The sequence below is a fragment of the Arenibacter nanhaiticus genome (assembly GCF_900141935.1).
Lineage (GTDB): Bacteria > Bacteroidota > Bacteroidia > Flavobacteriales > Flavobacteriaceae > Arenibacter > Arenibacter nanhaiticus.
Genome location: NZ_FQYX01000041.1, coordinates 14,166 through 28,536 on the forward strand (window position 1 = coordinate 14,166; position 14,371 = coordinate 28,536).

The window sequence follows — 14,371 nt, forward strand, 5'->3', positions numbered from 1 at the left end:
TGTGGTGGAAGATACTATTGTTTTTTGAGGTTAAGGAAGGTTTTTTGGGGATGATTCGATATGCAGCGCTTTAGGAAGTCGGTTGGGGAGGTGTGTTCTATGATGGTATGCCAATTGTTACTAGTTCTAAGGAACAAGGTAGAATAGCTATGACGGATATTAAGCGTTCTGAAACAGAACAATAGGATAAAATACTCTTTGGTAATCAAAGTTGTATGAGGTCGTTTTTGTAGAAAAAAGTGCCAATAATAATTCTTGGAAAGTATTAAATTGGATCAATAGTATTATGGATTTTTTAGCGACAAAATCAATAAAAAACACCCGATGTGAAGAATGCGCATCGGGTGTTGTATCTAAATTGTACGATTGTTTATTTATAGCTTAATTATTAGAGTTGAAAGCTAGATTTTCATTCCCAACAATTCCCTTTTCTATTGCTATTGCCTTTGGAAACAATATAGTATTCTCCAAATGGATATGTAAAAGTAAATCCGCTTCAAACTCCTTGAGCAATGAAAAGGCAACCTTATAGGTAGTACAAGCATCTTTTGGAGGCGTGAAATTATTGGAGAGTGTTGCGATTTTTTTAAAGTTTTCTCCTTCATTGTCATGTTCTTGCATCATCTTGGAAATGGGGTTGTCGACATTACCAAAATTAGGGAGCGCTAGGTTAATATCGGCTTCTATATTTTTGGTCATTTTTCTGACAATCGGGAAGAGAATGGTTTCTTCCATGGCCATATGATGTTTTAGATGTGTGGCAGTTTCTTTAAAAAGATCATTGATCTCGTAAAGTTCGGAGTGACGGCGTCCATGGACATTACAGAGTTTGTTAAGGTATTTTAGAAGCGTCGGAATGTTTCTTCTCACATATTGATGATGTGTGTTTTCAATATGGTTTGCTAATAGATAGAGTGACCATGACTGATAATCGATGTCTTGGCTATCGGTAGTGTTCAATACTTCATTTAAACGCTCTTGGAGGTGCTCCGTATCAATGCCTTTTTTTAGGCAAACTTCGTCAATGGTTTTTTCTCCTTTGCAACAGAAATCAATATCATATTTAGAAAAAATTGCTGCTGTTCTATAGTTTTGGGCCACTAACTGACCCACTTGCGTTTTACCTTGGGTTTCAAGTCTAACAGTTACCAGACCAACGATTTTATTTTTTAAGGTCAAATCAAATACAAACCAACAAGTAGTTACTATTCCGACTGCAAAAATGATGTCGCCAATAGATCTCATCCATTTCAATATAACCATTGTGGGGTGCTGCATCAGTTCTGCAGAACGGGCATACCACATACCTTGTTCCATACTTTCCAAGGCTTGCCATATGCCGATAGGCAAAAGGCTCAGTAATGCCATTGCCAAAAGCCCAATGTTAAGTGACCAGAAGGTTATTTTTAGGATTTTTTCATTCCAAGAAACATTGCGGTACAAGCTTCTTAGCACAAATAACATAAGTCCAATACCTAACATGCCATAAACACCAAATAGGGCAGTATGACCGTGAAGTGGGGTTGTATTTAATCCTTGCACATAGTACAGGGCTATGGGTGGGTTAATTATAAAGCCAAATATGCCCGCCCCTAAAAAATTCCAAAAAGCCACTGCAACCATAAAATATATAGGCCATTTGTACTCTTCTAACCATTTTGTTGCTTTAGATAGTTTATAATTATGATAAGCTTCATATCCGATAAGGGTAAGCGGTACAATTTCGAGGGCACTGAATGTTGCTCCTAAGGCCATTATAGCCGTAGGCGTTCCAGAAAAATAAAGGTGGTGAAAGGTGCCTAAAATACCCCCAGTCATAAAGATAATAGTGGTAAATAGCACGTTTGCAGTAGCGGTCTTTGTTTTTAAAAGACCTAATCTTACAAATAGAAAAGCGATCACTACTGTGGCAAATACTTCAAAAAATCCTTCTACCCATAGGTGAACAACCCACCATCGCCAGTATTCGGCTATGGCCAGATTGGTTTGCCTGCCCCACATTAATCCCGCTGCGTAAAACAAGGCTATGGCCGTACAGGAGATTAAAAACATTATGATGAGGTTTTTTTCTGCTGTTTTCTTTTTTATGACCGGTAGCAGTGGTCGAACCATCAATGCCAGCCATAGAAATAATCCAACCAGTAGAAATATTTGCCAAAATCTACCTAAATCCACGTATTCATAGCCTTGGTGTCCAAACCAAAAGTTTTCAATCACATCGAGCTTTTGCATCACTCCAAGCCATTGGCCGAACATAGACCCTACAACAATGATCAACAAGGCAACAAATAGAAAGTTTACTCCAAATTTTTGAAATTTTGGGTCCTTGCCAAATACTGCCGGAGCAATATATAATCCGGTTGCTAGCCAAGCCGTGGCAATCCAAAAGATGGCTAGTTGTGTATGCCAAGTACGGGTGACCGAGTAGGGGAGGATCTGATCTAGCGGAATACGGTAAAACCCATCGCCTTCAACACCATAATGGGCCGTTACAATACCTAGTAACATTTGGACGACCATTAATAGGCTTACCACCCAAAAATATTTTTTGATTAAATGCATTGAAGGTGTTATTCCTTGCTTTAACAAAGGATCTTCGGATGGGGGAGGTATATTTTCTTCTTCCCCAGACCTTACATGGTAAAAAACAAGGATTCCAATGCATAAGATCAACAGTATAATGCTTACGCCAGACCATGTATACAGGCTTGTGGTTGGAGTGTTTCCCACTAATTTATCCGAGGGCCAGTTGTGAGTATAGGAAACTGCCTCGCCAGGTCTTTCCGTTACGGTTGCCCAAGTTGCCCAGAAAAAAAATGCATTCATTTTTTGCATCCTGGCTTCACTTTTAATGGTGTTTTTAGGGATAGCATAATCTGACCGTAGTTTATCGAAGTTAGGGTTGTCTGTAAACAAGCCTTTGTAATAGTTGCTTAAATAATGAAAAGCTGCTAATCGCTCTTCTGTTATAGTAAGCGTATTGCTTTCTTTATCAAAGGTGTTCGTTCTAAGATTTTTTTGAAGCCTTACCTTTAATGCAGCCTGTTGTTCTTTGGTTATTTCTTCGTAATTTTTTTTGAAGTCGGATTGTGCATATCCATTAAGTATAAATATAGCTTCTCTGTGAAGCCAATCTGCTGTCCAATCAGGTGCTACATAAGCGCCGTGCCCCCATATCGATCCCACTTCCTGACCGCCAATACTCTGCCAGATATTTTGACCTTCTTTGATGTCGTTCCCTGTAAAAACAACTTCGTTATCGGCCGATATAACTTTTTCGGGTATCGGTGGGGATTCCTGGTAAATTTCAAATCCATAATAGCCTAATATCCCAAAGGACAGCAGGATTACCGCTGCAAATCCAAGCCATAGTTTTCTTTCTCTCTTCATAAGTATGTGTTCATTAATAAATTCGGACAAAAGTGTCCTTTTTTTAGGTAATTTTTTTTAAACATTTTAAAGGTTTCGCATCAGATTTTAATTAATTAGTCAATGGTATTTAGTTCATAAGGCCTGTCTTATGCCTTGGTTAGGTTTTAGGACAATGGGTAGGTTACCCTTAAGTTTGTAATTAAAATCCTTTTTTTGTCTTTAATTGATAGGGCAAATATATTATATTTTTTAATTTAAGACATTATTGTCCGAAATAAAATAGAGATTTCACAAACCGGTCGTAACTTGTTATGATATGATTTTTTAGGGCTCAATGGGGAGGTTGTTTTAATAGGAGAGTGGCGTTTTATGTTTTTAGGATAAAAGCTAGAAAGAGTCCGGCCAACCTATGCATGGATTGCCTAAGTCGATGCTTGTTCGGAGTTTGTTTTTTGCGTTAGGGATCACGGCGGAATCCCCGAAGCTGGGCAATGGATTTAGCAAAGAGCGAGACCGGCAAAGGAGGGAAGTGCTCTAGGAACTCGACAACCCATTCGGAAAAAGTATTTTTTATCAGTTGTTTTTTAAGCCATCAGCAGGCGATAAGCTATTCAAATCAGGTATATCAGCCTATTTTAAAAATGGCCTTTTAAAAATCTATAATAAGAAAACAAAATGAATTTTGTGGAGGATGATACTAAAATGTTAGTAGGAATAAACGGATATATAAGTGTAATAGCGGGTTAATAAGCTCTACTTTTTTGATTATTAATTTATCTGAATTAAACAAAACAGGGCAATGGGTTAAACTCAAACCGTTAATATTTTTAACAATTTTAGATAACGACCAAATTTCGCTAATAAACTTAGCCATAATGCCTTTGCTCACGTGAAAAAGTTATTTAAATTTATAATAACGTTAAAATGCATATCCTATCAATGGCAATTGGAAGTACTATTAGAAGAATTGGATTTTGGACCATTGATACTATCAAGGGAGGTAACATTAGAAGACATTATCAGGAGGTTTCAGAAATAATGCAAAATCCATTTTCTGAAAGGGCCGTAGACAAAAGAAATAGATTATTGGAGGAATTGTTGGACCACTCCATTAGAACGGTACCCTTTTATTCCAAATATGAACAAGTTAATTTTACAAGGTTGCCAATTATTGGAAAAGATTTGGTTCAGAATAATTTTGATAGTTTTAAATCCAATAAGTTTCGAACAAAAGAATTGTGTAAAGTATCTACCAGTGGATCCACGGGAATTCCATTTTTACTATTTATAAATCAGGACAAAAGAAGTAGAAACATAGCTGATACCTTGTACTTTTTTAATAATGTTGGATATAACATTGGGGATAGGCTATATTATTTAAGGCTTTGGAACGGGGAGCAAAAAAGTGAGTTAAAGAGACTTCTCCAAAATATAGTCAAAGTAAATATTTCAAAAATGACAGATGGTTTTGTGAACGATCTGTTAAATGAACTTCGAAGGGATAATTCCCCAAAGTGTATTATTGCTATTGCATCTTCCCTTGAAACTTTATGTAAGTATATAGATAGGAATAATTTAAAAAACTTAGATATTAATATAAAATCAATAATTGCTAATTCAGAGGCATTAAACGACTATACTAAAAAATCTATTGAAAAATATTTTAACGCCCCTATTGTTTCAAGGTATTCGAATGAGGAGCAAGGTATTATTGCCCAGCAAAAGACCGATGACAATAAATATTTTCATATCAATTGGGCAAGCTACATAGTCGAAATATTTCATATGGACAAAGACATACCTGTTAAAGCTGGCGAGGTGGGGAGGATTATTGTTACCGATCTTTTTAACTACAGTATGCCTCTAATACGTTATGATACCGGAGATATTGGAGTAATGGAATTGATTGATAATGAGCGAGTTCTTACATGTGTTGAAGGCCGAAAAATGGATTTGATTTATAATACTGCTGGAGATTTAATTTCTTCCTATTGTGTTTATCCAGTTATGGATAAATATAACCACCTAATCAAACAATATCAATTTATACAAATAGGAAAAAAAGAATACCTCATTAAGCTAAATATCCACAAGGAATTTATTTACAGTGAAAAATTGATCAAAAATTTTAAAGCGATGTTAGGAACAAATGCAGAAATCTCTATTGAATATGTTAATGAGATTCCAGAACTCTCCTCGGGAAAAAGGAAGAAGGTTATGAATACAAATAGCCAGATCGATACTTAATTAAACACTTTTCTAGAGAGACTAAGAAAGAATCGGTCATAGTTTCATAAGATATAACCTCTTTATCTTAGCTTTAAGTCAATAAATATTGGAGTTAATTTATCATTCGGTTTTAAACTTTACATAAATAGAATTAATTTACGGTTAACCAAATCTAAATATAGCCCTTATTTACAATTTGTTAAACGCGGTTTCAGTAAAGTAACTAATTATAAATTTAAAAGCCACCGGTTTAAGGGTGGCTTTATAATAGATAAACTATCAATTAGATTTTCGCCTAAGTAAATGACGAGTTTCTGATTATCGGTCCTATAGAGGGCAGAATTTACCTCCTTTAAGACTTGCTCCACCAAGAACTTCAAAATCGCCACTTACAAGTCCTGGTCCAAGTGGCTGGGAGCAACTAGTATGAATCCTGGTATGCTCAGCTCCATTTACATATATAATAATCTCTGTACCTAGTGTCCCATTCTTATCTGTTCCAGAAAAACTAAATGTAGCTCCAGAGGCTACATTGTCCTCGAAAACGGCTATGTCATCTTTTTTTTGCACCACTTTTATTAAAGCATCACCTCCATTATTTTGTATTATCAAATTGATAGCTTTGCCTTCACATTCACCACAATCTCCACCACTTGTCGGGGTAGAGGGGACATCGACCGGACATAATTCACCTCCCTTGAGGCTGGCACCGCCAACAACTTCAAAATTCCCCATTTCGAGCCCTGGACCAATCGGTTTAGAGCAGCTAGTATGAATTCTACCATGCTCGACTCCGTTTACATATATGATGATTTCTGTGCCTAGTGTTCCATTTTTATCTGTTCCAGAAAAACTAAATGTAGCTCCAGAGGCTACATTGTCCTCGAAAACGGCTATGTCATCTTTCTTTTGGACTACTTTTATTAAGGCTTCACTTCCATTGTTTTGTAGTGTGAGATTTGTGACTTTTCCATCACATTCATCGCAATCTTCACCACCTGGCGGAGTATCTACTGGACATAATTCTCCCCCCTTGAGGCTTGCTCCGCGAATAACCTCAAAATCGCCACTTATTAATCCTGGCCCAATGGGTTTCGAACAACTAGTATGAATTTTGGTATGCTCAACTCCGTTTACATATATGATGATTTCTGTGCCCAGTGTTCCATTTTTATCTGTTCCAGAAAAACTAAATGCAGCTCCAGAGGCTACATTGTCCTCGAAAACGGCTATGTCATCTTTCTTTTGGACAACTTTTATTAAGGCTTCACCTCCATTGTTTTGTAGTGTGAGATTTGTGACTTTTCCATCACATTCATCGCAATCTTCACCACCTGGCGGAGTATCTACTGGACATAATTCTCCCCCCTTGAGGCTTGCTCCGCGAATAACCTCAAAATCGCCACTTATTAATCCTGGCCCAATGGGTTTCGAACAACTAGTATGAATTCTGGTATGCTCAACTCCGTTTACATATATGATGATCTCTGTACCCAAAGTCCCATTCTTATCTGTTCCAGAAAAACTAAATGTAGCCCCAGAGACCACATTGTCCTCGAAAACGGCTATGTCATCTTTCTTTTGGACTACTTTTATTAAAGCATCATCTCCATTGTTTTTCAGTGTAAGCTCTGTGACTTTTCCATCGCAAGGGTCGCATGGAATTTCTGGTTCACATTCAACAATATAAGGTATTATCACCACTTGCTTCCCATCTGTTGGTTGAAGTACAACTGCCAATACACCACCTTCAGCTGGCTTATATCCTTCACCATTAGCTATAGCCAATGCAACAATTTCGTTCGCTCTTACTGTGTCATAAGGATTTAAATAAGTACAACTAACGCAGTTAGCGTCATCAATCAATTCCCACATAGCCCATTGTACATCGCCAATGGTATAGGCGTCCACTCCATTTGCACTGAGCTCTCCAACAAAGTTTTGATTTAGAATCCAATTGATCAAATCCAAATTTTCGGGCTTATCAACCACACCATCCGGTACAACTTCATAGCTTGAGAATACATTTGCTTCAAAACATTCTCCTGCCTCCAAGCTTCTTGAAACATCTATACACCATGCCGCATAATCGCCTTCAAGAGATCCGTCGGCTATACTAAGATCTAAATACGAATCACTACCTGGCTTCGCATCAGCACAGGCAGTAACTTTAGCAGGTAAATTCGGTGATAAATTCACCGTACAATTGTCAGAGCTTAATGACTTCGACATGGCATTTACACCGTCTACGCCATCACTTTTCAATGGTTCGGTTTCGCAGGATAGGAACACGAAGGAGACCACCATTAGTAAGGTTGTAATTTTTTTCATTTTTATAGTGTTTATTATTAATACTCTTCTAAGATGGGCGAGTCAATTCTGATAAAGTGGGGAGGTAATTCTATAATTGGGGGAGGTAATTAAATTATAATTATAAGTTCCAAACAATAAAAAAACAAGACAGAATACGTAAAACTTCGTTGATATGTAGTTGGTTAGGGTATTCTATTAAGAGGTGAGGTAAGTTTGGGAGTTGAGGTCTTGGTAGATTAAAGTGGAAATGGAATTAAATTAGAATAAACTAATTTCCCAGGTATTGCTCAGGATCAATCTCAAAAGTTGCGCGAGAATTTAAAAGGGAATAAGAGTTTTTTTTAGTTAAGAACATCGTTCCTTTTAAATTAATTCACAGCATTTGCTTTTAGTTCTCCTGATGGAGGTAGAAAACTGAAGTTGCTACATTTGTTTGGAGAGTAGGTTAAGCTTAAAACCCTTAACTTAAACAAAAATGAACCTAGAAAGAAGACATTACGAAAAGTCATTTAAAATAATGGCTGTAGATGTAGTTAATTCAGGAAAGAGTATCCAGGATGTGCCGAAAGTTATACAAATTCTAGATTAGGGTCTAATTCATCCTTCAGGGAATCTCTATCTGATAACCAGCTGTATTTTTCTTTGAGTTCGCTTAAGGTATTTTCGTTTGGCGGTCGGAATTGAAATACATGTGGTATTCCTATTTTACGGCCATTTCATGGTTTTGATTAAAGCTACTATACATAGTCTAAAACTACAAATGTTGAATATTATCCACAATAACGGTGTATTTATTTTTAATATGCAACAAAATGAATCCAAAGAGAGCAATCATACTACCGAAGTATCTGAAGGTTTTTGAGCAGTTAGGTGAAAATATAAAGCTTGCGCGAAAACGAAGAAAGCTAACGACTGAGCAAGTTTCTGAACGGGCTGGGATTAATCGTACCACACTTTACAGAATTGTAAAAAGTGACTCAGCTGTTGGCATAGGTTCTTATTTTAATGTGTTAAGGGTACTTAATTTGGAGGATGATTTTAAAAAGCTTGCCGTGGATGATGAATTCGGCAGAAAATTACAAGACCTTGATTTACTATAATAAAAATGTCTGGAGGGAAATTTAAAAGCGCACTTTTTTTGTTTGGGAAATCAGAAGATATCGTTGCTGTCCCATTAAAGTTTAAAATAGTTCTTTGAAATGTTTGAAATATAGTTAGTTACAGAGGTTCTATAAGCGAACGGACTTGAAAGACATAGTTTTGTGTCAGATGTATCTGACATCCATATGTTCCAAGATAAATACGTTTTCGCTCTGTTGGTCTCGTTTCTTAATCGGAGTAAATTCAATCGTATTGTCGCCAAATATGAAGGAGACAAATATGTAAAGCATTTTAGCTGTTGGAATCAACTGTTTGCTTTGATGTTCTACCAGCTTTCTACTCGTGAAAGTTTAAGAGGTTTGATTGTCGCTCTGGACGCTCATCACTCCAAAACTTACCATCTAGGGATGGGTAAAAATGTCTCAAAATCATCTTTGGAAAGAGCCAATCCGGGTAGGGACTAACATACCTTCGAAGAGTATGCTTACTACTAGGTAAATCATGCAAGAGAGAAGCGTACCACTAATATTTTTAATCTCGGTGGTAACGTCTACGCTTTCGATTCAACGACAATTGACTTATGCCTTTCCGTATTTTGGTGGGCAAAGTTCCGTAAGAAAAAAGGCGGTATCAAAGTGCATACATTGTAGGATATAGAAACACAGATTCCGACATTTTTTCATATTACAGAAGCTTCTGTACACGATTCAAAGGCTATGAAAGAGATCCCTTATGAGCCAGACTCTTTCTATATATTTGACCGAGCTTACAATAGCTTTAAGATGTTGTAAAAGATTCATCAGATAGGAGCCTACTTCGTTGTCAGGGCAAAGAAGAACCTTCAATACAAAACCATCAAATGGAAACGCAGGTTACCCAGGAATGTACTTTCTGATGTGACAATTGATTTAATAGGCTTTTATCCGAAAAAGTACTATCCAGGATCGCTTCGCATGGTTAGATACTGGGATGAGGAACAAAACCGTGAATTTGTCTTCTTGACAAATGCCACCCACATCTCAGCGCTGCAGGTTGCAGAACTTTATAAGAACCGCTGGCAGGTGGAACTGTTATTCAAATGGCTGAAGCAGCGCCTTAAAATCAAGAAATTCTGTGGTACTACCGAGAATGCCGTTCGAATCCAGATAAATGCTGCTCTAAGCACCTACTGCTTGATGACAATCGCACAACACGATATGAAACTTGATAGAAGCACATATGAAGTACTCCAAATATTAAGTATATCCTTGACAGATAAAACGAATCTTCGAGAACTCTTTAGCTAAACTAAATTTCAAAATGACAAAGAACGAACTAGGCTTAATGGGCCAAATTTATTTGATTTTTAAAACGTCAAAATTTTAATGGGACACTAGTGAGAAGATAACTTATATAAATTGGACTTTGGTATTGTTGGAGAGCAATTTACCATTAGTAAACTTTTACATTCTTTTTATGTTGGGGGGCTTGAAGATTTTAATAAAGAAGTTGATTTCAAGAAGAATATTCAATCAGCAGCTCATACATCTTCCTTATAAAAATCTAAATTATCAGAAATTGACGTCGATGTAAAAAGACCGGTACAAAAACGTACCCTAAGGAATAATTTTTAAATTTTCATTCAGAGTTCCTAGATTGCAGAATTTCTCTTTGTACAAATCAATATTTGATCGATCCTATTAATAGGATCGGTATTACCCTTTATGGTATTAAAGCTGATTTATAAAAATCAAAAGACAAATAAGTAGGATTGCTAGCGCTGAGTTTAGAGGAGTTTGCGGTCCCGAAGCTATAGCTAAAAATCAGCCATGTTCTTGCGGGAGGTATCCAGTACTTCACGATGTTCCGCCTCGTTACCATCCTCATAACATCGCAGCAAGGGCTTTCTTGTTCCCACCCGCTCCGACAACCAAGCCCTTGTCTTTGACATTTTTGAGGATTCTTCGTAAGAGGTACGATTCGTTAATTGTAGTTTTGCGAATTACGCAATACTTTTTTTGCTTATCCTACAATTTTTATTGCTACATTGATAATACTTATTAATTATGTAGGAATTTTAACAGATAATTAAATGCTTTTATAGGTTAAATGGTTTCTTTTGTAGAATATGAACGCACTTAAGTACTAAAATTATTCAGCTATGAAACTATACCAATGCGTACTAGAATTTCTTTACAGGAACAGGGAAAAGGGTTATTCACGAATAACCCATATTTGCATGGATCCGAACGATGCGACCCGCATAGCAAGGGAAATGAAGGAAAAGGGACTGATAGATTTTAAACAGCGTAGGTTTGTGGGAAGCAACGGAGAACTTTCTTTCATTGCACCACCGTCATTGATGATCGCCCCACTGGGAATTGATATGATCGAGTCCCAATATCCAGGGCAAAAATCACTCCGTACGAAAACCAATCCGTAAATTTACAAAACGTATTTTTAGGGCGCCATTGATGGATGCCGCCCGATTAAATTTATAACACTAAAAAGATAGCATCGTAAATAACTAAGAAATACATTTACCCTGTCTTACGAATGGGGAGAAGTTTACTGTTTGACCGAAACAGGTGGCACCATCACTCCGAAATAGCCACCAAGCTCAAAAAGCTGGAAGAATGGCTGCGCAACCGACTGAGGTATTGTATTTGGCATCATTGGAAGAAACCCGAACGGAAACGGAAAAACCTGATCCGTCTGGGCATTGACCAAGACCAAGCCTACGCTTGGAGCCGTACCAGAATGGGGGGATGGGCTGTAGCCCAAAGCCCAATACTACGAACTACGATCACCGTAAAACGGTTAAAGAGGAAAGGTTATGTTAGTTTATTGGAATACTACAAACGTTAAGTTTCATTATCGAACCGCCGTATACGAGACCCGTACGTACGGTGGTGTGAGGGGTGCACTCCGTCATTAGATGGCGGAGCCATCCACTCAATTATGCAATCGCCCTTTTATATTTTGTTTATCAAGTCTTTAAAATAGCCATAATCTTTGTCAACTAAAATTCGTCTGTCAAGATAACAATTGAAATTTTCGCAAGATGTTTCGGGCAATAATGTACAACTGAAACAAGCGGAAAGGTTCAAGTTTGCCACACCCTGTCCGTGAGTATGGTAACAAATTGGGTCTGTCGCACAGTCTATTGCACGAATCATTGCAGATTCAATTAGTTTTCCTATTCTGTCGTCATCACAAATTGATGTTATGCCACCGTAACTTCCCTCAGAACCTGCAATTGTGTAAATTAAAACTCCATTCATTTCAGGGTTTTCGTCAATGTATAGTCGTTCTTGAATTGAAGTTGATGGATAACCACACAAATACTCCAATTCCTTAATAATTAAGTGCGAAAATGTATGAATGAGAACATACTTTGGGTTTAAGTCAAAGTCCTCATTAAATGTTGATTCAAACTGTTGTTTGTTTCCGATTAAAATTGAAATTCGTTCTTGTATTTTAGGGTTGTTTTTAATCCATTCATCCAAGATTTTATTATTAAATTCAAAAAATACACCCTCTCCAAAACTTTCAATCGCTGGTAAATATTTTGTTGTTTTACCATAAGTAGAAGTGAATTTTTTGACGATACTTTCAATTGTAGTTTTTTCAGGGTCTTCGTCTTCTAAAATTGCATTTGATGCAATTGGCTCTTGTCTTGTGTATGAAGTCTGAACTGACGAAATTTTTATTTTATCCATTTTGTAAATGGATTTTATCAAATCACTTTGAAAAAAAGAATTTTCTATTTTGTTGAAAATCAATTTATCTTCAATTCTATCATTATCTTTTTCAGTGATGAATTTATATTCGTCAAATCTGTATTGGTTTTCGGTTTTTGCAATTTCAAGATTCCTTTCGCTAAAATTGTTGTCAATCAGTTTCTGAATGGTTTCAGCATCAATATCTATATTTTTATAGCGTTTTAGATTCTTCGAAATGGTTTCGGCATTACTTCCGTCATTGTATTCTTCTTTTACCAAGTTGATTGAAAACTCATTTAGCTCATCATTGGCAGGAATGAAAATACTCGACAAAATATTTGGATAATAAATGCTATTACTTGATCGAATCACGGGTTTGAACAAAATATCTGTTTCCTTTGTGTTAGGAATCAGTTCTTGAATTTTTACCCTTAGACTAAACAAACCCGAAAGTGTTGTAAAGTTTATTTGTTCTCCATCTTTTCTTTTCGCAATTATCCATATACCTTTCAAATCGTCTATTTTGTCGGACGTTTTGTACTCAAAAATCACATCATCCGGAACTTGAATATTTGCAAGTGTGATAATTTCTTCTTCAATTGGGGTTTGGGTTGATTCTGTATTATCCTCCTTTTTTCTGCTTCTGAGAAATGACCATTTATCCCAAGGTATATCGGCAATTTCTCCATTTGGCGATGTTAGAACAAAACGAACTTGTTCCAAATCATAGAACTTTCTTTTTTTATCCCTGTACTTTAGCCCCCAATAAGATCGGAGTGATATTTTAAATTTCAAATTTATACATTTGAGATATGAAATATAAGAAATGGACCTTAGCGCAGAAGTTGGAGATATTATCCAGTTCCGAAGAAATAGGCATTGTGGAAACCTGTCGTAAATACGGGGTCAGCACTGGCACTTTTTACAACTGGAAGAAGAAGTTCGACCATAAAGGGGAAGCAGGTTTAAAAGTGCCCTATGACACTAAGAGCAAGGAACTGAAAGAAGCAGAAGAGGAAAATCGTGTGCTTCGCAAGTTGCTTAGTGATAAGGAAATTGAACTGGAAGTGCAACGAGAACTTCTTAAAAAAAAGTTTGGGACGTCCGATCCAAGAAAGATCTAGTGGATAGGATGCACGCCAAACACAAAATCAGCAAGACCAAACTAATAGATATGGTGGGAATGGTACATAGCAGTTACTATAGAAAGCCCACCAATGGCAAGAAGGGGAATAGACCAAGCAAGTTTACCTATCACAGCAAAAAAGGCCCGATTAGCCAGGATGGTGTTATTGAGTCGGTAAAATCAATATTAAAACATCCATTTATAGATTGTGGATATCGGTTAATGACTTCATACCTAAAGCGGGATGGCTATACTATAAACCATAAAAAGCTTTATAGAATAATGAAAGAAGCAAACCTATTAAAACTAGAAGACCGGATAGATAGAAGTGGTTCGGGACGCAAGTTTGTTAAGTTTAGAAAAGTAAATACCTCTAGACCTTTTGAATGTCTGGAGATGGATATAAAAATGGTTTGGATTCCTAATGCCGGTAAAAACGCTTATTTGCTATCTGTAATAGATGTACACACCCGTAAAATTTTAATCGACCTTTTTTCCTTTTCTATTAAGCAGAAACAGGTTATAG

The 14,371-nt window shown here is 36.7% G+C and carries 11 protein-coding genes and 1 pseudogene; 8 read left to right on the top strand and 4 right to left on the bottom strand.

Annotated elements, in window-relative coordinates; genetic code table 11:
• Window positions 1-381: 381 nt before the first annotated feature.
• Both ric and BUA16_RS16650 read right to left on the bottom strand, forming a co-directional pair.
• Entirely contained in the window at window positions 382-1,113 is a 732-nt protein-coding gene (gene ric, locus BUA16_RS19015; RefSeq protein WP_317045403.1) for an iron-sulfur cluster repair di-iron protein, read from the bottom strand.
• 54 nt (window positions 1,114-1,167) lie between these two features.
• Window positions 1,168-3,390 (bottom strand): annotated as a pseudogene (locus BUA16_RS16650) (nitric-oxide reductase large subunit); the annotation flags it as partial.
• Between the two features lie 921 nt (window positions 3,391-4,311).
• Between BUA16_RS16650 and BUA16_RS16655 the strand changes: the two are divergent.
• A complete protein-coding gene (locus BUA16_RS16655) occupies window positions 4,312-5,619 on the top strand; it encodes a phenylacetate--CoA ligase family protein (RefSeq protein ID WP_072765868.1) in 1,308 nt (435 codons plus the stop codon).
• A 309-nt stretch (window positions 5,620-5,928) separates the two neighbouring features.
• Here the strand turns inward: BUA16_RS16655 and BUA16_RS16660 are convergent, their stop codons facing one another.
• Entirely contained in the window at window positions 5,929-7,932 is a 2,004-nt protein-coding gene (locus BUA16_RS16660) for a thioester domain-containing protein (RefSeq protein WP_072765869.1), read from the bottom strand.
• A 794-nt stretch (window positions 7,933-8,726) separates the two neighbouring features.
• Here BUA16_RS16660 and BUA16_RS16665 point away from each other — a divergent pair.
• The 5 genes from BUA16_RS16665 to BUA16_RS16685 all read left to right on the top strand — a co-directional run bounded on the left by BUA16_RS16665 (window position 8,727) and on the right by BUA16_RS16685 (window position 11,862).
• The gene (locus BUA16_RS16665; RefSeq protein WP_072765870.1) at window positions 8,727-9,014 is read left to right on the top strand and encodes a helix-turn-helix domain-containing protein; all 288 of its coding nucleotides are present in this window, start codon (window positions 8,727-8,729) and stop codon (window positions 9,012-9,014) included.
• 186 nt (window positions 9,015-9,200) lie between these two features.
• The gene (locus BUA16_RS19245; RefSeq protein ID WP_084668548.1) at window positions 9,201-9,479 is read left to right on the top strand and encodes a DUF4372 domain-containing protein; all 279 of its coding nucleotides are present in this window, start codon (window positions 9,201-9,203) and stop codon (window positions 9,477-9,479) included.
• A 339-nt stretch (window positions 9,480-9,818) separates the two neighbouring features.
• On the top strand, window positions 9,819-10,301 hold the full coding sequence (locus BUA16_RS19250; protein WP_394333083.1) for a transposase: 483 nt from the start codon (window positions 9,819-9,821) through the stop codon (window positions 10,299-10,301).
• A gap of 854 nt (window positions 10,302-11,155) precedes the next feature.
• Complete coding sequence (locus BUA16_RS16680) at window positions 11,156-11,437, top strand: hypothetical protein (RefSeq protein ID WP_143150544.1); 282 nt, start codon at window positions 11,156-11,158, stop codon at window positions 11,435-11,437.
• Between the two features lie 113 nt (window positions 11,438-11,550).
• Window positions 11,551-11,862 (top strand): hypothetical protein, encoded by a 312-nt coding sequence (locus BUA16_RS16685; RefSeq protein WP_449371711.1) that lies wholly within the window; start codon window positions 11,551-11,553, stop codon window positions 11,860-11,862.
• A 107-nt stretch (window positions 11,863-11,969) separates the two neighbouring features.
• Here BUA16_RS16685 and drmB read toward each other — a convergent pair whose 3' ends face one another.
• Window positions 11,970-13,514, bottom strand: coding sequence for a DUF1998 domain-containing protein (gene drmB, locus BUA16_RS16690; protein WP_072765873.1), 1,545 nt, complete (start codon window positions 13,512-13,514; stop codon window positions 11,970-11,972).
• 17 nt (window positions 13,515-13,531) lie between these two features.
• On the opposite strand from drmB, the gene BUA16_RS16695 reads away from it, so the two are divergent.
• Window positions 13,532-13,843: a transposase gene (locus tag BUA16_RS16695; protein ID WP_072765874.1), complete on the top strand. Its 312-nt coding sequence runs from the start codon at window positions 13,532-13,534 to the stop codon at window positions 13,841-13,843.
• Between the two features lie 8 nt (window positions 13,844-13,851).
• Window positions 13,852-14,371: IS3 family transposase (locus BUA16_RS16700; protein WP_245795589.1), on the top strand; the 520-nt coding region annotated here is incomplete at its 3' end.